Genomic DNA, 18,336 nt, shown 5'->3' on the forward strand with positions numbered 1-18,336 from the left:
ACACTGGATCCATGGCGATCCAGATCCTCCCGCTCGAGACCGTCGACCAGGTGCACACCGCGTCGCAGGTGCTTGCCGACGTGTGGGGCGGTGACCGCGGCGGCATGCCGCCGAACCTGCTGCGCGCCCTCGCCCACGCCGGCAACTATGCGACAGGGCTCTACGACGACGGACGCATGGTCGGGGCATCCGTCGCCTTCTTCGCCGCTCCCGCCGAGCGCTCGATGCACTCCCACATCACGGGCGTGCTGCCGGGCTATCAGGGGCAGGGGCTCGGCAGGCAGATCAAGCAGCATCAGCGCGAATGGGCGCTCGCGCGCAGCGTCGGTCACATCACCTGGACATTCGATCCGCTCGTCGCCCGCAATGCCCACTTCAACCTGCGCGTGCTCGGGACCCGTGTCACCGAGTACCTCGTCGATCACTACGGGCCGATGGACGACGGCGTCAACCGCGGCGACGAGACCGACCGCATCATGGTGTCGTGGGCGCTCGCCTCGCCGCCCGTGCCGACCCCCGGGGGCGGCGACGTCGTGGCATCCGTCAAGGTTCCCCGCGACATCGAGTCGCTGCGGCGTCAGAGTCCCGCGGATGCCGCGTCCTGGCGCCATCGTGTCCGCGACGCCCTGGTGGGTCACCTCGCCGACGGTCTGACGATCGGCGGATTCGACGACGCGCGCGGCTACCTTCTCGTGCGCTGACGTATCAGCGCTCGCGCACGGCGCTCTCGGCAGGTGGTGACAATCATGTCGAGTGAAGGGATGCCGCCATGCGTGAGGCTATCGAGTTCATGATGCAGTCCGTGTCGGAGGCCCGCGATGAACGTCGTGAACGCCGGGCGCAGCGGTCGCCGAAGACGCCGCGACACCCGCGTCGCGCCACGTTCGTGCGACCGAGCGTCCTCGCGCGAGTGAGTGGGGCTGGGCGCATCGCGCGTCTCGCGCACTGACGGCCGGGCGTAGCCTGGGCGCATGCCCATCACGCGCGAGAGTGCACCCGTGACCGTCGACGGCTTCGAACTGCGGGTGCTGCACCTGCCGCTGGTGTCGCCGTTCACCACGTCGTTCGGCACCGAGTCGGTGCGAGAGGTCATGGTGGTCCGGGCTCTCACCGCCGACGGCGACGGGTGGGGCGAGATCGTCACCCAGGCGGCGCCGCTCTACTCGAGCGAGTACACCGAGAGCGCGTGGGACGTCGCGACCCGGTGGCTGATCCCGTCCCTGCTCGAGCGGCGCACCATCGCGGGCGAGCAGGTCGGCGGCATCCTCGAGCCCTTCAAGGGGCATCGGATGGTGAAGGCCGGGCTCGAGCTCGCCGTGCTCGATGCCGGGCTGCGCGCCGAGGGGCGCTCGTTCGCTGAGTACCTCGGAGCGGAGCGCGACCGCGTGCCGTCGGGCGTCTCGGTCGGCATCCAAGAGTCACCCGCGGCCCTCGTCGAGACCGTCGCCGGCTACCTCGAGCAGGGGTACGTGCGCATCAAGATCAAGATCAAACCGGGGCGTGACGTCGCCGACACCGCCGCCGTGCGTGAGGCATTCGGCACGATTCCGCTGCAGGTCGACGCGAACTCCGCGTACACGCTCGCCGACATCGAGATGCTCGCTGAACTCGACGCGTTCGACCTGCTGCTGATCGAGCAGCCGTTGCAAGAGGACGACATCGTCGACCACGCCACGCTGGCCGGCCGTGTGCGCACGCCGATCTGCCTGGACGAGTCCATCGTGTCGCACAAGGCGACACTCGACGCTCTCGCGCTGGGGGCGGCATCCATCATCAACATCAAGGCGGGGCGTGTCGGGGGCTACCTCGAAGCGGTGCGCATCCACGACACGTGCCGCGCCGCAGGGATCCCCGTGTGGTGCGGTGGGATGCTCGAGACCGGCATCGGGCGCGCCGCAAACGCCGCGCTCGCCGCCCTACCCGGGTTCACCCTTCCGGGCGACATCTCGGCATCGGACCGTTTCTACACGCAGGACATCGTGACTGAGCCGGCGGTGCTGGAGGACGGACACGTGCGGGTGCCGACCGGGCCCGGGCTGGGCGTCGAGGTGGATCTCGCGGCGCTCGGCGCGGTGACGGTCGCGCGCGAGGTCGTCCGGGCCTGATGTGGGGGGCGCAGTGTCGGCGGGCGTGGCGCGGGCCGCGGCGTGGCCGACGCAGTGTTGGTCACTCCTGAATGAGCGGGGCGACGTGATGTGCGTAACTCCTGCGATCCGCCTCGGGTGGGGCCGGTTCCTGCGTGGTGACCCCGGATCTGCGGCAGTTCTCCGGAGTTGCGGCGTCGCGGCGGCGGTGGCAGGGCTGGCCGCAGCGGGCCCGGTGTCGTGCGTGAGGTGAGGGGGCGGGGCGACATGCTGTGCGTAACTCCTGAAATTCCGCGCCGATGGCTCTCTGCGTGGCGCCGGAATGCGGGATCGGCGAAGTCTCTCCGGAGTTGCGGCCGTGCGATGGCTGCGGCAGGGGTGGCCGCAGTGGCTTTCGGTGTCGCGGGGTGCGCCGCGCCGGCGCCCGACACGGATCCTGCCGTGTTGCCCGAGGGCGTGAGAGTCGAGCTGATCCAATTGCGAGCCGACGTGGCACCACGCCAGGCTCAGCTGCGCATCATCAACGACTCGGACCGGTCGCTGACCGTCGGAGCCGTGCAAGTGGAAGACCCCCGCTTCGACGGCGCTGCGACTCGTGTCGACGCCGAGCGCACGTCGCGCGTGGCGGCAGGCGCCACGGTCGACGTGCGGGTGCAGCTTCCGCCCATGGCGTGCGCCGTTCCCGCTCGCGAACCCGGCGCAGGGACGGCAGCGGGCGATGGCACGTTGGTCGTGCAGATGGAGGTCCCTTCCCCGTCGGATTCCGCTGGCGCACCGGTTGTCGCTGAACCTGTGATGGCCAGCGATCCGCTCGGATTCGTCGAACCGCTGTATGAACGGGAGTGTCGGGCCGAGGCGCTCGCCGAAGCCGCTCGGGTGGAGTTCACCGAGTTCACCCCGTCGCAGGCCGGAGAGCCGGCCGCGCTCACTCTGGCCATCACCCCCATGGACGGCGGCGCGACGATCGTCGGCGTGCAGCGGACGAACCTGATCGACTTCGGCGCCGCCACCGTCGATGGTGCCTACCCCGTCGACCTCACCATCGACGCGAGCGACGAGGTGACCGTGATCGACCTGCCCATCGTTCCGTTCCGGTGCGATCCCCATGCCGTCCAGGAGGACAAGCGCGGCACCATCTTCGACGTGCGGGTCATCGTGGATGGCGAGACCGGCGAGACCGGCGAGACCGGCGAGAGCGGCGAGATTGCGCTGTTCGTCGGCGAGGACATGCGCGGCGAGATCCTGACGTGGGTGGCGCAGTGGTGCGGCTTCGCCGACTGAACGGCTACGCGCGTCGACACCTCGGGCGCGCTTCCGCGCGCGGTGCCCTCCCCGGCACGGCGACGGCCGGCCACCCCGAAGGATGACCGGCCGTCGCGTGTGCAGAGCGCGAGCGCCTACTTCACCTTGACCTTCAGCTCCTTCGAGCTCGTCACGCCCGCGGCGTTGCTGAACTCGACCACGTACGTGTACGTGCCCGGGGCCCGGTCGACCACGGCGGTCGAAGCCTGCTGCGCGTTCGGCGATGCGGCGACCAGCGACTGCTGGTCGATCACCTCACCGTTCTCATACAGCGTGTAGCTCGTGCCGTTGGTTCCCCACCACAGGTTGGACGTGATGGTGTAGTTGCCGTCCTTGTCCCAGTTGCCGTGCGAGAGCACGGGCACTGCGGGCGCGGCATCCTTCACCTTCACCTTGGTGGACGTCGTCGCCGTCACACCGGCCGCGTTGACCAGTTCGCCGGTGTAGACGTACGTGCCGTTCTCTTTGCCGGCGATGTCGACGGTGACGACCTGCGCCTGCGGAGAGTTGGCATCGAGCAGCTTGGTCGAGACCAGCTCGCCGTTCTCGTACAACCGGAACACCGACCCGTTGGTGCCCCACCAGAGGTTCATCGAGATGGTGAACGTGCCGTCGTGCAGCCCGTCTTCCCAACCCGAGTTGCTCGAGAGCACTCCGCGCGCGGGTGCCTTGGTCGCACCCTCGTCGTCGAACACCAGCAGCTGCACCGACGCTGCCGACACGACACCGTCGTGGTTCACCGCGGTGACCGACAGGGTGTGCGACCCGGTCAGGCCCGCGAGCGGGATCTCCTGACCCGGAGCGACAGCCTCACCGTCGAACGCGATGTCGAGGGTACGCACACCCGATTCTTCGTCGGATGCCGCGACCTCGACCGTGTAGGTCGCAGTGTCGGGCAGCAGGGTGCCGTCCTCGGGCAGCCCGGTGATCACCGGACCCGTGGTGTCGGATGCGCCCGAGGGTGATCCGGTCACGGCGATCGAGGGCAGGGGAGCGGCATCCATCCCTTCTCCGATGAAGAAGCTCGGGTGGGGCGGCTGGTTGTATCCCGTGTTCTGCCATGCGACGGCCACGCGGTACTGCATGTCGTGCATGAGCGTCGGAATGCGGATCTCGGTCTCATCCGTCGTGGAGTAGATGCGCAGCTCGGACGAATCCGCCGAACGCCACGCGATCTCTTCACGCCAGTCGCCGAACAGGTCGGCCTGCACGTTGGGCGTGCCCTTCGTGCCGTTGTTCGACCGTGCTCCCTCATCAGCCAGGATGACCTCCTCGGTCCCGGTCTCCCAGTTCCACTTCGAGATGGTGGGGTAGCCCCAGTACTCGTCCTGGTTGAAGGAGTGGTCGACGATCTCGCGAAGCGGGTCGCCGTCGAACCATGCCAAGAAGTTCGCCGCCGGGATGACGTCGCCGATACGGGTGCCGTCAGCGGCCATCATGTAGCCCTCGCGGCTGTTCCATGACGTGTCGCCACCGATCGCCCAGCTTTCGGCGCCGGCGTAGCGCGGGTCGATGTCACCTGACGCGGCGCGACCGGTGTCGACCGTTGCCGGGATGTCCCACAGGATCTCGCCGGTGCGAGCGTCGCGGAACGTGGCTCCCCGGTTGCCGGCAGCCGACATGTTCTCGTGAGCGGAGAAGATCTCGAGCCCCGGACGGCTCGGGTCGAGGTCTGACACGTGCTGCGCGTCGCCGTGGCCGAGGCCTGTCGCGTACAGCAGTGACCCGTCGTCGTCGATCGTCGCCGATCCGAAGATTACCTCGTCCTTGCTGTCGCCGTCGACATCCGCCACCGACAGTGAGTGGTAGCCCTCGCCGTATAGGCCATAGGCACCCTCGTCGTTCGAGTCGATGACCCAACGCTCGGAGAGTTCTGAACCGTCGAAGTCGTACGCCGCGACGACCGCCCGCGTGTAGTAGCCACGCGAGAAGACCGCCGACGGAGTTTCGCCGTCGAGGTAGGCAACACCGGCCAAGAACCGGTCGACCCTGTTTCCGTAGGTGTCACCCCACGAACCGACATCCCCGCGCGCCGGCGTGTAGTCGATCGTGTCGATCGCCGCGCCCGTCTGGCCGTCGAAGACGGTCAGATACTCGGGGCCCGTGAGCACGTAGCCCGAGCTGTTGCGGTGGTCCGCACCCGCCTTGCCGATCGGCTGACCGACGCCGTCGATCGTGCCGTCGCCCGTCTTCACGATCATCTCGGCTCCGCCGTTGCCGTCGAAGTCGTAGACCATGAAGTGCGTGTAGTGGGCACCGGCCCGGACGTTGACGCCCAGGTCGACCCGCCACAGGCGCTCGCCGTCGAGACGGTAGGCGTCGATGTAGACGTTGCCGGTGTAGCCGGCCTGCGAGTTGTCCTTCGCGTTGGAGGGGTACCACTTCACGAAGTACTCGTAGGTGCCGTCGCCGTCCACGTCTCCGACGCTCACGTCATTGGCCGAGTAGCTGTACGGCTGCCCGTCCTTCGTGTACGCGTCGGCCGGCTTCTGCAGGGGCACCGACAGGTACGACGCGCTCTGCACGCCGAACTCGTCGGTTTCGGTCGTCTCGATCTCGTTCAGCACCTTCGTGATGAAGTACGTCGAGTCCGCGTCACCCGAAGCATCGAGAAGGTTCGTCGAGTCGGTGATCGGCTCGTCGGTGATCTTCTTGCCGTCGCGATACACGTGGAACGACACGGATGCCGGATCAGTGCCGAGCAGACGCCACGTCACCAGCACTCCGTCGTCGGTCGACACCGCGAGCGGCGCACGGTCGAGGTACTCCGCCTGGCGCTGCAGCACGGTCGGGGCATCGGTTTCGAATTGATCGGATGCCGCACCCGCGCCTCCCGCGTTGACCGGAATGATCGTGTAGTAGTACGCGATCGTGGTCAGCACGTCGGTGTCGGTGAAGCGGTTCGTCGGTGCGATACCCACGAGTTCGCCCTGCTCGCCGGCCACCTCGGAGCGGAACACCAGGTAGTACGCGGAGTTCAGCGGAGCAGCCCATGACAGTTCGACCAGGCGCTTGTCGATCGTTTCGAGCGTCACATCCTGCGGTGCCGAGGGAACCTCGGCGTCCGGGTCGATGAAGGACACCTCGACGGTGGACGACGGCACCGACTCGAGGTCGGTCTGGTCGACGGCGGTGACGTGGTACCCGTAGTCGAGCCCTACCCGAGCGGTCGTGTCGACGAACGCGGGGGAGTCGACCGAGGCGATCTTCACCGGCTTGGCGTCGAACTCGGACTGACGGTAAACGCTCCAGGTCGCCGCGTCCGTGGCATCCCACGACAACGACACGCTCGGAGCGCTGGGGTCAGCGTCGATGTCGGTCACCTCGAGGCCGGTGGGCCCGAGGAGGATCGGCGTGATCTCGACTCCGTTGAAGCGGGTGCCCGCAGCAGCGCCGTAGGCCTCGATGTTGAGCTGTCCGTCGGTGACGAGGAACGGCCCGCGCAGCGTGTCGTTCACTCCACCGCGACCCGCGTTTCCGCTGCCAGCCTCTTGGCCCTCAATGCGGAAGCTGGTCTTGGTGGTTCCGATCCAGTCACCCGAGTAGGTCTTCACCGAGTACGTGCCGTTGGGTACGTCGAGGGCGAAGGTGTTCGAGTCGCCCGGCAGGACGAAGTCGCGCACCAGGTCGTTGGCGGCACCATCGGCGCTGCCGCGGTCGCGACCGGCGTTAGCAGCTGCGGGGTTCTCCCAGCCGTAGCCACGCGCTTCGGTGTAGCCCATGTTCGGGGTGACCTCGACGTAGCCCGCGGCGAGCGGGTTGCCCGACAGCTGGAAGTCGAACTTGTAGAGCGCCTGCTTGGTCGTGAAGGTGACCGTGGCGCTCGGTTCGGAGTCACCGCGGCCGTTCACCGCGACGACCTGATAGCGGTAGCCGGTGCCTTCGGCGAGCCCCTGCACGATCGACGTGGGCTGGCCCACCATGCCGACGAGCGTCCACGTGGGGTCGGGATCGGCGACAGCCTGGCGGAAGATCTTGTAGATGTCCGCGGTCGGCGAGGCATCCCACTGCAGCGTCGCGCCGCCGTTGCTGATCGCGCCGGCGACCAGGTTCTGCGGGGCGATCGGCACCTCGGCGGGCGGCTCGACATCGGCCACGCGCTCGGCGAGCGGGTCGTCGAGGTCGGCGACATCCTGCGCGATCAGGCGGGCCATCTGGATGGCTCCGTATTCCTGGAAGTGCGTGTCGTCCACGGTGCCCGACGGGCGGTTGGGGAACACGCCCGGATCGACGTGCAGGAACACGCCCTTGGCGGCTTCGGGGCCGATCTCGTTGAGGTAGGCGCGCGACGAGGCCGACAGGTCGACCAGCAGCACGTCCTCTTCCTCGGCGAGCTCGGTCATCTTCGCCACATACTCGGGGAAGCTGACGTTGAACTGGCCGTTGTCGGGGTTGAAGCTACGCCGCGAGACGGGGGTGACGAGGATCGGCGTCGCGCCGCGCTGGCGCGCACCTTCGACGTAGACCCGCAGGTACTCCTTGTAGTCCTCGGGGCTCGCGTACCGGTCGTCCACACCCTGCGTGGCGTCGTTGTGACCGAACTGGATCATCAGGTAGTCGTCGGGACGGATGCTGCGCAGCACCTCATCCAGGCGGCCCTGCGTGATGAAGTTCTTCGACGAGCGGCCGCCGATCGCGTGGTTCGCGAACGCGATGTCTGCCTCGAAGAAGCGGTCGATCATCTGCCCCCAGCCGGCCTGCGGTGCGTAGGCGATGGGGTCATAGGTCTGCACCGTGGAGTCGCCGGTGATGTACGCGGTGGTGATGGCCCCGGCGTTGCGCTCAGGCAGTCGCGTGATGGTGAGGGCATTGAGGGATGCCGCGTCGCCGCCGAACTCGAGAGTCAGCACGCCGTCGACCAGCGCGATGGGGAAGGCCATCTCGAGGTAGCTGCCGGCGTTCTGCGGGTTCGACTGCACCTTCGCCATGCCTTCGGCGGTGATGGTCGTCGTGGTGGCGGTCTCCTCGTCACCCGCGATCAGGGCGACGGAGTAGTCGCCCGCGCCGAGGTCTACCTCGAAGGTCGACCCGGCGACCGCCGTGAAGTCGGTGCGCAGCGCGTCACCGATGCCGCGATCGGCGTCGCCGCCTTCGGGCGTCTCGAGGAAGCCGTAGCCCCACTCGTCGTTGAACGGGGTGGCGCTGGAGACGCCGAGCGCTCCGTCGGCAACCGCGCCCGAACCGAAGTCGAACGTGACGACGTCGCCTTCCGGCAGGGGAGCAGGTGCGGAGTACACCGGTGAGACCACGGCGGTTGAGGCATCCGAAGCCCCTGCCTGGTTCTGCGCGGTCACGCGGTACGACCACTCCTGCGAGGTGTCGACGGTGTCGGTGTAGCCGGGGGTGTCGACAGTCGCGATCTCGGCGAACACGTCGTCGTCGCCGGCTCGCTCGACGATGTATTCGTCGCCGTTGGGGACTGCCGACCACGTGAGGACGACGTCCTCGCGTGTCACCTGTGCGACGGTGACATCGCTGGGGGCTCCGGGAGCCTCGAGCGCGGGGATGGAACCCGAGCGGACCTCGGCGGTGGTTTCGGACGCGCGGTCGTAGGCGCTGACAGCAGCCACGACGTACGCGTAGCTGCCGCCCTGGACGACGTTGTTGTCGCTGAACGCGGCTTCGGTCGAGGTGCCGATCTCGGTGAACTCTCCGGCGGCGTCGCCGGTCACGTCGGCACGTAGGATCTGGTAGCTCGCGGCGCCGTCGACGGCAGCCCACGTCAGGTCGACGCCGTTCCACGCGACGCGCGCGACGGTGAGGTCGGCGGGAACCTCGGGGATGACCGGCGCCACGACGATGCCGTTGGCAAGGCCCGCGATGCCGGCGCCCGAGAAGCCGACAGTGAGCTGGCCGTCTTCGACGACGGTGCGGAAGGTCTGGGTGACGGCGGCTTGCCGCGCCGAGATGCGACCCGCGCTTTCGCCTTCGAGCGTCACATCCGTGGACACAGTGCTCGTTCCGGCCAGCTGGTCACCGGAGGAGATCGTGACGTCGTAGTCACCCCCGGGGACGTCGAGCACGAACTCCCACGTGCCGCCGCCGATCCAGTCGTTCTCCATCGCGTTGGCCGGGGTCGTTGATCCCGTGCGGTCGCGGAAGATGAGGCTGGTGCCCTCCGCAGGCACGATGCCGAACCCGCTCTCGGGCGAATATGCCGTGGTTGGCGCGACGCGCGTGTACCCCTCGGCAAGCGGGGTGCTCGGGCCGCCGAGGTCGAAGCGCCACGAGCCGTCTTCTGCGGCCGCGGGCACCGCGGCGAAGGCAGGGGTGGCGGTCATGAGGGCGGCGACGACGGCGCCGGTGGTGGCGATGCCTGTCGCTCGCTTGAGCCCTCGCGAAGGCTGGGTGGCCCTTCGGCAGGGCGGGGCAGTGGATGCCGGGTTCGCTGCGTCGCCGGGGACGGCGCGTTCAGACGCGTGTGGCACGGTTCCTCCTGTTGTCTACATCGGCAAAGGACGACGACAACCCGCGCATCGGTGCGCATGGTCGTTCGTCGGGTGAACCGGGCGCGTACGGACTCGAGCCCTGTCCTGTTCAGTTGTGTGATTTGTTGTTCGCTCGTTGGAAAACGCATTCCCTCCGGGCGAGAACGGCAGTTTGACACGATTCACTCGGCAAGCGCAAGGAATTCGCGAAACGTTTTTACAACTTCGCGTCTACCCTTGCGCTCGCGGTGCGCGGTGGCCTACTCTCGCCCGGAGAACGCTTTCCAGCCCCCAGATCTCGCTGCCGGTGTGTATACGGACCGCACCGGCAGCGAGCCCGAAGACGCTCGCCTAGAATCGATGGATGCCGGTGCTCACCGGCATCCTGCACTCGTTGCACTTCTTTCCGACCATTGGAGCCACCGTGGCCGAGCAGTCTCGTCTCGACAAAGTCATCGCCCTCGCACGTCATCGCGGATTCGTCTTCCAAGCAGGTGAGATCTACGGCGGATCCCGGTCAGCGTGGGACTACGGCCCCCTCGGTACCGAGCTCAAGGAGAACATCCGTCGCCAGTGGTGGCAGACGTTCGTCCGCGGTCGCGGTGACATGGTCGGGCTCGACTCGTCGATCATCCTGCCCAAGCGGGTGTGGGAGGCGTCGGGTCACGTCGCAACCTTCACCGACCCGCTGGTGGAATGCCTGCAGTGCCACAAGCGCTTCCGCGCCGATAACCTCATCGAGGACTTCGAAGCGCGCAAGGGCCGTAAGGCCGAAAACGGCCTCGGCGATGTGCCGTGCCCGAACTGTGGCACCAAGGGTCAGTACACCGAACCGAAGGCATTCTCGGGCCTGGTGAAGACCTACCTCGGTGTCGTCGATGACGAGTCGGGACTGCACTTCCTGCGGCCCGAGACCGCGCAGGGCATCTTCGTCAACTTCTCCAACGTTCTGACCGCTTCGCGCAAGAAGCCGCCGTTCGGAATCGGCCAGGTCGGAAAGGCATTCCGCAACGAGATCACGCCCGGAAACTTCATCTTCCGCACGCGTGAGTTCGAGCAGATGGAGATCGAGTTCTTCACGCCGCCGGCAGAAGCCGGCGAGTGGTTCGATCACTGGGTCGAGGCCTGCTGGAACTGGTTCGTCGATCTCGGCGTGAACCCCGACAACATGCGCCGCTTCGACGTTCCCGAAGAAGACCGTGCGCACTACTCGGCTGGCACGATCGACGTCGAGTACCGCTTCGGCTTCACCGGCAAGGAGTGGGGCGAACTCATGGGTGTCGCCAACCGGACCGACTACGACCTCGGCTCGCACACCGAAGCATCCGGCCAGTCGCTCACTTACTTCGATCAGGCGTCGGGGGAGAAGTACACCCCGTATGTGATCGAGCCATCGTTCGGACTCACCCGCGCCATGATGGCCTTCCTCGTCGACGCTTACGACGAAGAGGAAGTGCCCAACGCCAAGGGTGGCGTCGACACCCGCACCGTGCTGCGCCTTGACCCGCGCCTTGCGCCGGTCAAGGTTGCGGTGCTTCCGCTCAGCCGCAACGAGCGGTTGTCGCCGCTGGCGCGCGAGGTGGCCGACACGCTGCGCGGACGTGGCTGGAACGTCGACTTCGACGACGCCGGCGCGATCGGTCGCCGCTACCGCCGTCAGGACGAGGTCGGCACGCCGTTCTGTGTCACGGTCGACTTCGACTCGCTCGATGACAACGCCGTGACGGTGCGCGATCGCGACACGATGGCTCAGGAACGCATCGCGCTCGATGGTCTCGAAGCGTTCCTCGCCGAGCGCCTGCGCGGCGCGTAGTACGACGCGCGTCCGGAGGGGCGCGTCAGTCGCCGGGCGGCGACCGCTGGGCTGAGCCGCTCAGTCGCTGCCCCGGGCAGATCAGTCGCTGAGGGTGATCTGCGCGTAGGAGTCCCCACCCCGGCGCACGAACTCCTCGGTCTTCACGATGAGCCTGCGAAGAACCTCGAGGTCGACGGCTTCGACGTCCTTGATGTAGAGGCACCCGACGCCGGTCGTGTGCGGTCCGAGCAGGGAGAGATCGTCGGCGTGCTCGTCGGTCCGGTTGAGGTAGATCGTCGTGGCCTGCTTGCGCGGCGCGAACGCAACCACCGGCATATCGCCCTCGTTGCCGGTGGGGTAGCGGTAGTGGCACGAGCCGAATCCGACGATCGTTCCCCACAGTTCGGGTTCGCGTCCCGTGATCTCACTCATGAGCGCGAGCACTGTCTCGGCATCCCGCTGCCGTTTCGCTGGCGTGACCCCCGCGATGAACGCGCCGACACTGCCTCCGGTCTTCTGCATCAGACGCCACCACCGCCAGAGACCGGTGCTTTCGCCGCGGCCTTCATCGCGCGCTTGTGTTCGCGCACCTTCGTCAGCGACTCAGGTGAGACGATGTCGGCGACGCTGCGGAACGAGTCTTGTTCACCGTAGGGGGCGGATGCTTCGCGCCACCCGTCTCCGTTGTATCCATACTGCTTGCCCAGCAGAGCCAGGAAGATCTTCGCCTTCTGCTCACCGAACCCGGGCAGGGCCTTCAGTCGCTTCAGCACGGTGCGTCCGTCGGGGTCGTCACGGGTCCAGATCGCGGCGGCATCGCCGCTCCAGTCGTCTGCGATCGATTGGCAGAGTGACTGCACGCGTCCCGCCATCGAGCCGGGGAAGCGGTGCACGGCGGGGGTCTTCTTGAACTCCTCGACGAACGCGTCGGGGTCGTGCGCGGCGATGGCGGATGCGTCGATCGCTCCCACGCGCTGCTGGATCTTCAGTGGCCCGGTGAATGCCGTCTCCATCGCGATCTGCTGGTCGAGCAGCATCCCGATGAGGAGGGCGAGCGGGTCGTCGGTCAGGAGCCGGTCGGCGTCGGGATCGCCGGTGATGTGAAGGGCCATGACACCAGTCTCTCGCATGGGTGGAAAGGTGTTCGTGCGTCTGTGCTCTTCCCTCGGATCAGTCTCTGCAATATCATCATGATATGAGTGAAGATCTACGCGAGATGCGCGAGCGAGCTGAGCTGAGCCAATCGCAGCTCGCGGTGCGCAGCGGTGTGGCGCAACCGAACATCGCCGCGTACGAGTCTGGGCGGCGAATTCCGTCGTCGGCGATGGTCGATAGGCTGCGGTCAGCTATGCGCCCTCTGCCGCATGAGGCGCTCGAACGGCATCGTGACGAGCTCAAGGAACTCGCGGCGGAGCACGGACTGAGCAACGTGCGGGTGTTCGGCTCCGCAAGTGATGGGACGGACACGACGCAGAGCGATCTCGACATCCTTGTCACCCGCTCGCCGCACGTCGGGTTGCTGACGATCGCCGAGTTCACCCTGGCTGCTGAACAGCTGCTGGGTGTTCCGGTCGACGTAGTGACAGACGGAGGGCTCCCCGCTGGTCATCCAATCTTGCGCTCAGCAGTGGCCGCGTGAGCGAGAGAGATGAACGGGCGCTACGTGAGATCGTCCGGCTGTGTGAAGATGGCACACGACTCGCTGATCGAGGTCACGAGTGGTATGTCTCGGACGATCTCAATACACCAGGGCTCGCCGCCGAATCGATCATCATCAAGATCGGTGAGAACGTCGCACGGCTGAGCGCTGAAATGATCGTCGCCAACCCGCAGGTGCCCTGGTCGAGCATCAAGCGCATGCGCGATCGGCTTGCGCACCACTATGAGGCGACTGACTACGACGCAGTGTGGGCCACGATCAGCGTCGAACTGCCGCGCGTGGGCGAGGCGATCACCTCGCTCCTCGCCGACGCAGCCGGCGATTGATCACGCACCCGCCCATGGTTAGTCGAGAAACCTCACGGGCGCCGGATGCGAGGATGGTCGAGTGGTGCACACCGGTGACAGCTTCGATGACCTCGTCTCCCATGCGCGCGATGCGCACGTCGCGGTGATCGGTGGCGGCATCGCCGGTCTGGTCGCCGCGCACGAATTCGCGAAGGTCGGCATCGCCACCACGGTGTTCGAAGCATCACCGAGACTCGGGGGCGTGATTCGCGGTGCAGAACTCGGCGGCATCACCGTCGACGTGGGAGCGACGTCGTGGCGAGCCGACAGTGAGGCCGTGAACTCCCTGATCTCAGAACTCGGACTGCAGGATTGCGTGTGTGCTCCGGTGGTCGACACCACATGGATCTGCGACCCGGCCCAGGGGTGGGCTGCCCCCTCACCGCAGGAGTCGGTGCTCGGCATCCCGGCGAACCCGTGGGACGAGTCGGTGCGTCGCATCATTGGGTGGGGCGGTACCTGGCGTGCGTACCTGGATCGCCTGCGCCCGCCCATGACGATCGGTGTCGCGCGCAACCTCGGGTCCCTGGTGCGCTCGCGCATGGGCGCCAAGGTGCACGACCGGCTGGTCGCTCCGCTGACCTTCGGACGATTCGGAATCTCGCCCGATGACGTTGACGTCGACGTCGCAGCGCCCGGCCTCAACGGCGCGCTCACGCGCACCGGGTCGCTCAGCGGTGCCGTGTCGGATCTGCGGGTCGATCACCGCACCGCGGGTCTGTCGAGCCTGGAGGGCGGGATGCTGCAGCTGGTCACCGCACTCGAGCAACGCCTGCGCGATCTTGGCGCACGTATCCACACCAGCACGACCGTGTCGGGGGTTTCTCGTACGGCCGATGGGCGGTGGCGCGTGGAGTTTGACGCCGAATCGGGCGACGCCGAACTCGTGGACGGCGACGAGCCTGTCGGATCGACCTCGCTCACCGCCTCGGCCGTGGTGTTGGCCGGCTCGCGCGAGAGCACGGAGCGGCTCACCCGCAGCATCCTTCCCCGACCGCTCGAGCCCGCGATGCACCCGGCCGTCCTGCGCGAGATCGTGACGATGCTCGTCGACGCGCCCGCGCTTGATGCGGCGCCCCGGGGCGCAGAGGTGTACGCCGTACCGGGCGAGACCGGCGCCACGACGGCGTCGGGCGTGGTGCACCAGAGTGCCCGGTGGGAGTGGCTGCGCCGCGCAGCCGGCGAGAGCCGCCACGTCATCAGCGTCGCCTTCGACGGGTCTGCGGATGCGCATCCGTCGTTGGTCCGGGGGGACGGCGACCTTGCCGAGTTTGCTCGGGGCGCGGCATCCGACCTTCTGGGAGTCTCTCTCGACGCGCGTCACGTGATCGCGTGGCGCCGCGATCTGTTCACGCTCGAGCGCCCCTCGACCGCACGCGGGCATGCCGAAGAATCCGCTCGTGATCGCCGTCTCGTGCAGGGCGCCGGAACGCTCTCGGTCGTCGGCGCGTGGGTCGCCGGAAGCGGGCTCGCCAAGGTCGCCGCCGACGCGGTGGAAGAAGCTGACCGCGTGCGGCGCACGCTGCTGTGGGGCGCCGAGGGCGCTTCATAGCGCGGGTTCGGACATCGCGCAATGACCGATGCCGGATTTGGCATATAGGGCTACGCTGGGAAGCCACGCAGGCGCACCCCCGACCCTAAGGAGGCCCCATGAGGGGCAAAGCAGGACTCGCACTTGGTCTCGCCATCGGATACGTGCTCGGCACGCGGGCGGGTCGCGAACGCTACGAACAGATCAAAGTCCAGTGGCTGAAGCTCTGGGAACTCGACGTCGTTCAGGACCAGGTCGACAAGGTCACCGACTTCGCGAAGTCGTCGGCGATGGCACTGCCGTCGACCCTCTGGAACTCGGCCGTGAAGGTCACCAAGGCTGCCGCGACCAAGGGCAGCCCCGGCCAGAAGCTCGACGCCTTCATCGACACCAGCCGCGAGAGCGCCGAAGAGGTCGCAGAAGCGGCGGAAGAGACGGCTGCCGCAGTGAAGGATGCCGCAGAGTCGGCGAACTCGTCGACCTCGACGGCCAAACCCGCGGCGAAGTCCTCAGCGAAGAAACCGGCGACCAAACGCACCGGAGCCTGACATGCCTATGCCACGTGGATACCGAGACCGGTCAGAAGACGGTCTGCTGACACTTCTGGGCGATTTGCCCGAACTCATCCGCAATCTGCTGATCGCCGAAGTCGACGCCGCGAAGGCGTGGGCCGCGCGCGCGGCGAAGGACGGCAAGTGGGGTGCGATCTGGGTGTTCATCGCCCTTTTCGTCCTCTTCTGGTCGATTCCCGTCCTCGGGACGTACATCATCGCGGGGCTTTCGTCATGGTGGCCCGTGTGGCTGTCGGCGCTGGTGGTGTTCCTCGTGATGCTCATCGCGACGGTCGTATTCGCTCTGCTGGGCTTCCTGCGATTCAGGAACATGGTGAAGCGGCAGAACCCCGTGCAGTCGATCGCCCAAGACTTCAAGGAGATGAGCGATGAGCTCTGAGGTTCCCCCCACCCAGTCGCGCACTGTCGTCCGCACCGATATCACTGATCCGGTCGAGAAAGCCCGCGCTGAGCTGAAGGCGGCACTGGCGGCGATCGAGATCAAGACGAATGTGCCGCGCCGTCTCGCCGACAAGCTTGACGAGACCGGGGTGAAGATGCGCCGCCTGCAACAGCGCAACCCCGAAGCCGTTGTCGCGCTTGCCGTGGCGGCAGCCGCGGTCGTTGGCGGCGCCGTGTGGGCAATCACTCGCGCACTCTCACGCTGACGGCAGATATCGGCTCTATCACGTTGTCGTGCTGAGGCGGAGCGGGACCAGAATTCCCGGGGTATGCTCAGGAACGGCAGTGCAATGGTGCGAATGCTGCCGACCAGCGCGTCAGCCCGATTCACCTGACGCGCGTCGGCTGCGCGAACTCTCGTGACGGCCGGCTGCACCACGAGAGCCGATCCCCAATGAACCCAGCCACACAACCGATCTCCACCAAGCCGCTCGCTGGTTGGCGCGTGCTCGTGCCCCGCGGCGGCCCGTGGGGCGACAGCGTCGCCGCGAGTCTGCGCCGACAGGGTGCGACACCGGTCATCGCTCCGCTGATTAACTTCGCCCCGACGAACGATCAGGAAACGCTCGAGCAGTCGCTCGCCGACCTCGCCGCGGGAAAGTTCGATTGGCTGACGGTTACCAGCGCCACTACCGTGGACGTGCTGTACGCGTACCGCGCCGAGATTCCGGCATCCACTCGCGTCGCTGCCGTGGGAGAGACTACGGCAGCCGCGTTGCAGGCCGTGGGATACCGGGTCGATCTGGTTCCCGACAACGACAACTCGGCGGCGGGGATGGCGGAGCAGATGCTCGCGTTGGAATCTGAGCCACGTGACATCCTGACGCTCCGCAGTGAGATCGCCAAGCCCGTGCTCACCAAGAAGCTGAAGACTGCGGGCCATCGGGTGCGCAGCGTGGTGGCGTACCGCACCGTGGGCGTGCCCGTCACCGAACGCATCGCGGAAGACGTCCGTTCGGGGCGTATCAACGCGATCCTCGTCACCAGTGGCTCGGTCGCCCAGCAGGTGCGCGAACAGTTCACCGAGGTACCGGACACCACGCTGATCGCGGCGATCGGGCCGCGCACCGCGCGCGACGCCCGCAAGTCGGGGCTTTCGGTGGATGTCGTGGCTGATGCACAGACCGTGGATGCGCTGATCGATGCCGTCGCCGCGTTCTCGCTGCCGCACGCGGCTGACGAACTCGCCCCGTGATGGGGGCCCCTCGGGTCGTCGTTCTCGCGGGCGGCGTAGGAGGATCGCGCTTCGTGCTCGGCGTGCGCGAGGCCTTGCGGCGCCGCGGGCTGGCGGACACCGCAGCGTCGCTCACCGTCGTCGTCAACACCGGGGACGACCTGTGGCTGTCGGGCGTGCGACTGCAGCCCGATGTCGACTCGATCACGTATGCGCTCGCCGGAGTGAACGACACTCAGCGCGGGTGGGGACGCGCTGGGGACTCCGAGCGGGTCAACGCCGAGCTGCAGGAATGGGGCGCTGGCTGGCCGTGGTTCACGCTCGGTGACCTCGACCTCGGAACCCACCTCGCGCGCACCGGCTGGCTGCGAGAGGGGCTCACCCCGAGCGATGTGCTGGAGAAGATGTCGCACCGGTGGGACCTCGGCGCGCGACTGCTGCCGATGACCGACAGCGAGGTCGACACGTGGGTCGAGCTCGAGGGCGGGGTGCGTCAGCACTTTCAGGAGTGGTGGACGCGCCACCGCGCGACCCTCGCGCCTGTGGCCTTTCACAACCCAGGCATCGCATCGGCCGTGCCGGCACCCGGTGTCGCCGAGGCGATAGCGAACGCCGACATCGTGCTTCTTGCGCCGTCGAATCCGGTCGTGTCGATCGGACCAATCCTGGCGGTACCGGGCATCCGAGAAGCGCTAGTGGCGACGCGTGCCCGTGTCGTTGGGGTATCGCCCGTCATCGGTGGCAAAGTCGTGCGCGGCATGGCGGACGTGTGCCTGGCAGCGATCGGCGTCGACACGAGCGCTGCCGCCGTCGCGGAGCATTATGGCGCCCGCAATGCGGGTGGACTGCTGGACGCGTGGCTCATGGCGGAAGAAGACGCGGCCGATGCTTCGCGGGTCGCCGAGCGCGGCATCCGATCGCTCGTGACACCCCTGTGGATGACGGACGCTGACACCTCGGCGGCACTCGGTGAGGCCGCACTCGCCGCGGCAGGCGTGTGAC

General features: G+C 67.4%; 16 protein-coding genes. 13 read left to right on the forward strand and 3 right to left on the reverse strand.

The annotated features are described in order from the left end of the window. The first annotated feature begins 11 nt into the window (after positions 1–11). The 4 genes from ON062_RS07680 (at position 12) to ON062_RS07695 (ending at position 3,365) form a co-directional block, all read left to right on the forward strand. Positions 12–701, forward strand: coding sequence for a GNAT family N-acetyltransferase (locus ON062_RS07680; protein WP_274646539.1), 690 nt, complete (start codon positions 12–14; stop codon positions 699–701). Positions 702–769: 68 nt separating this feature from the next. After that, the gene (locus tag ON062_RS07685) at positions 770–949 is read left to right on the forward strand and encodes a hypothetical protein (RefSeq protein WP_274646540.1); all 180 of its coding nucleotides are present in this window, start codon (positions 770–772) and stop codon (positions 947–949) included. A gap of 22 nt (positions 950–971) precedes the next feature. After that, positions 972–2,105, forward strand: a complete 1,134-nt coding sequence (menC, locus tag ON062_RS07690; RefSeq protein WP_274646541.1) for an o-succinylbenzoate synthase — start codon at positions 972–974, stop codon at positions 2,103–2,105. A gap of 366 nt (positions 2,106–2,471) precedes the next feature. Next, a complete protein-coding gene (locus tag ON062_RS07695; RefSeq protein ID WP_274646542.1) occupies positions 2,472–3,365 on the forward strand; it encodes a hypothetical protein in 894 nt (297 codons plus the stop codon). Between the two features lie 116 nt (positions 3,366–3,481). On the opposite strand, the gene ON062_RS13870 is transcribed toward ON062_RS07695, so the two are convergent. Then, the gene (locus ON062_RS13870) at positions 3,482–9,667 is read right to left on the reverse strand and encodes an SGNH/GDSL hydrolase family protein (protein WP_306802391.1); all 6,186 of its coding nucleotides are present in this window, start codon (positions 9,665–9,667) and stop codon (positions 3,482–3,484) included. Between the two features lie 571 nt (positions 9,668–10,238). Between ON062_RS13870 and ON062_RS07710 the strand changes: the two genes are divergently transcribed. Further along, complete coding sequence (locus tag ON062_RS07710; protein WP_274646675.1) at positions 10,239–11,627, forward strand: glycine--tRNA ligase; 1,389 nt, start codon at positions 10,239–10,241, stop codon at positions 11,625–11,627. A gap of 81 nt (positions 11,628–11,708) precedes the next feature. Here the strand turns inward: ON062_RS07710 and ON062_RS07715 are convergent, their stop codons facing one another. Together ON062_RS07715 and ON062_RS07720 are read right to left on the reverse strand one after the other, a co-directional pair. Further along, the gene (locus ON062_RS07715) at positions 11,709–12,131 is read right to left on the reverse strand and encodes a DUF1801 domain-containing protein (RefSeq protein WP_274646543.1); all 423 of its coding nucleotides are present in this window, start codon (positions 12,129–12,131) and stop codon (positions 11,709–11,711) included. Further along, positions 12,131–12,721 carry an HhH-GPD-type base excision DNA repair protein gene (locus ON062_RS07720; protein WP_274646544.1) on the reverse strand — a complete coding sequence of 197 codons (591 nt, stop codon included), beginning with the start codon at positions 12,719–12,721 and terminating at the stop codon, positions 12,131–12,133. The genes ON062_RS07715 and ON062_RS07720 overlap by 1 nt, the downstream gene beginning before the upstream one ends. An 83-nt stretch (positions 12,722–12,804) precedes the next feature. Here ON062_RS07720 and ON062_RS07725 point away from each other — a divergent pair, with 83 nt between their 5' ends. The 8 genes from ON062_RS07725 (at position 12,805) to cofD (ending at position 18,335) form a co-directional block, all read left to right on the forward strand. Next, complete coding sequence (locus tag ON062_RS07725) at positions 12,805–13,248, forward strand: helix-turn-helix domain-containing protein (protein ID WP_274646545.1); 444 nt, start codon at positions 12,805–12,807, stop codon at positions 13,246–13,248. Next, positions 13,245–13,595 (forward strand): HepT-like ribonuclease domain-containing protein, encoded by a 351-nt coding sequence (locus ON062_RS07730; RefSeq protein WP_274646546.1) that lies wholly within the window; start codon positions 13,245–13,247, stop codon positions 13,593–13,595. Before ON062_RS07725 ends, ON062_RS07730 begins: the two co-directional genes overlap by 4 nt. Positions 13,596–13,656: 61 nt before the next feature. Further along, a complete protein-coding gene (locus ON062_RS07735) occupies positions 13,657–15,168 on the forward strand; it encodes an NAD(P)/FAD-dependent oxidoreductase (protein ID WP_274646547.1) in 1,512 nt (503 codons plus the stop codon). Positions 15,169–15,266: 98 nt separating this feature from the next. Continuing rightward, entirely contained in the window at positions 15,267–15,695 is a 429-nt protein-coding gene (locus tag ON062_RS07740; RefSeq protein ID WP_274646548.1) for a hypothetical protein, read from the forward strand. Between the two features lies 1 nt (position 15,696). After that, positions 15,697–16,098, forward strand: a complete 402-nt coding sequence (locus ON062_RS07745; RefSeq protein WP_274646549.1) for a phage holin family protein — start codon at positions 15,697–15,699, stop codon at positions 16,096–16,098. Further along, a complete protein-coding gene (locus ON062_RS07750) occupies positions 16,088–16,366 on the forward strand; it encodes a hypothetical protein (RefSeq protein WP_274646550.1) in 279 nt (92 codons plus the stop codon). The genes ON062_RS07745 and ON062_RS07750 overlap by 11 nt, the downstream gene beginning before the upstream one ends. Before the next feature lie 188 nt (positions 16,367–16,554). After that, positions 16,555–17,355, forward strand: a complete 801-nt coding sequence (locus ON062_RS07755) for a uroporphyrinogen-III synthase (protein WP_274646551.1) — start codon at positions 16,555–16,557, stop codon at positions 17,353–17,355. Beyond that, complete coding sequence (cofD, locus tag ON062_RS07760) at positions 17,355–18,335, forward strand: 2-phospho-L-lactate transferase (RefSeq protein ID WP_274646676.1); 981 nt, start codon at positions 17,355–17,357, stop codon at positions 18,333–18,335. Before ON062_RS07755 ends, cofD begins: the two co-directional genes overlap by 1 nt. Position 18,336 lies beyond the last annotated feature (1 nt).

Origin of the sequence: Microbacterium sp. C7(2022), from assembly GCF_028823665.1 — a bacterium.
Lineage (GTDB): Bacteria > Actinomycetota > Actinomycetes > Actinomycetales > Microbacteriaceae > Microbacterium.

Coding starts and splice junctions, on each gene's coding strand:
- ON062_RS07740 (WP_274646548.1), top strand. CDS start 15,267: ATGAGGGGCAAAGCAGGACTCGCACTTGGTCTCGCCATCGGATACGTG.
- ON062_RS07685 (WP_274646540.1), top strand. CDS start 770: ATGCGTGAGGCTATCGAGTTCATGATGCAGTCCGTGTCGGAGGCCCGC.
- ON062_RS07720 (WP_274646544.1), bottom strand. CDS start 12,721: ATGGCCCTTCACATCACCGGCGATCCCGACGCCGACCGGCTCCTGACC.
- ON062_RS07750 (WP_274646550.1), top strand. CDS start 16,088: ATGAGCTCTGAGGTTCCCCCCACCCAGTCGCGCACTGTCGTCCGCACC.
- ON062_RS13870 (WP_306802391.1), bottom strand. CDS start 9,667: ATGACCGCCACCCCTGCCTTCGCCGCGGTGCCCGCGGCCGCAGAAGAC.
- ON062_RS07725 (WP_274646545.1), top strand. CDS start 12,805: ATGAGTGAAGATCTACGCGAGATGCGCGAGCGAGCTGAGCTGAGCCAA.
- ON062_RS07680 (WP_274646539.1), top strand. CDS start 12: ATGGCGATCCAGATCCTCCCGCTCGAGACCGTCGACCAGGTGCACACC.
- ON062_RS07745 (WP_274646549.1), top strand. CDS start 15,697: ATGCCTATGCCACGTGGATACCGAGACCGGTCAGAAGACGGTCTGCTG.
- menC (WP_274646541.1), top strand. CDS start 972: ATGCCCATCACGCGCGAGAGTGCACCCGTGACCGTCGACGGCTTCGAA.
- ON062_RS07715 (WP_274646543.1), bottom strand. CDS start 12,131: ATGCAGAAGACCGGAGGCAGTGTCGGCGCGTTCATCGCGGGGGTCACG.
- cofD (WP_274646676.1), top strand. CDS start 17,355: ATGGGGGCCCCTCGGGTCGTCGTTCTCGCGGGCGGCGTAGGAGGATCG.
- ON062_RS07755 (WP_274646551.1), top strand. CDS start 16,555: ATGAACCCAGCCACACAACCGATCTCCACCAAGCCGCTCGCTGGTTGG.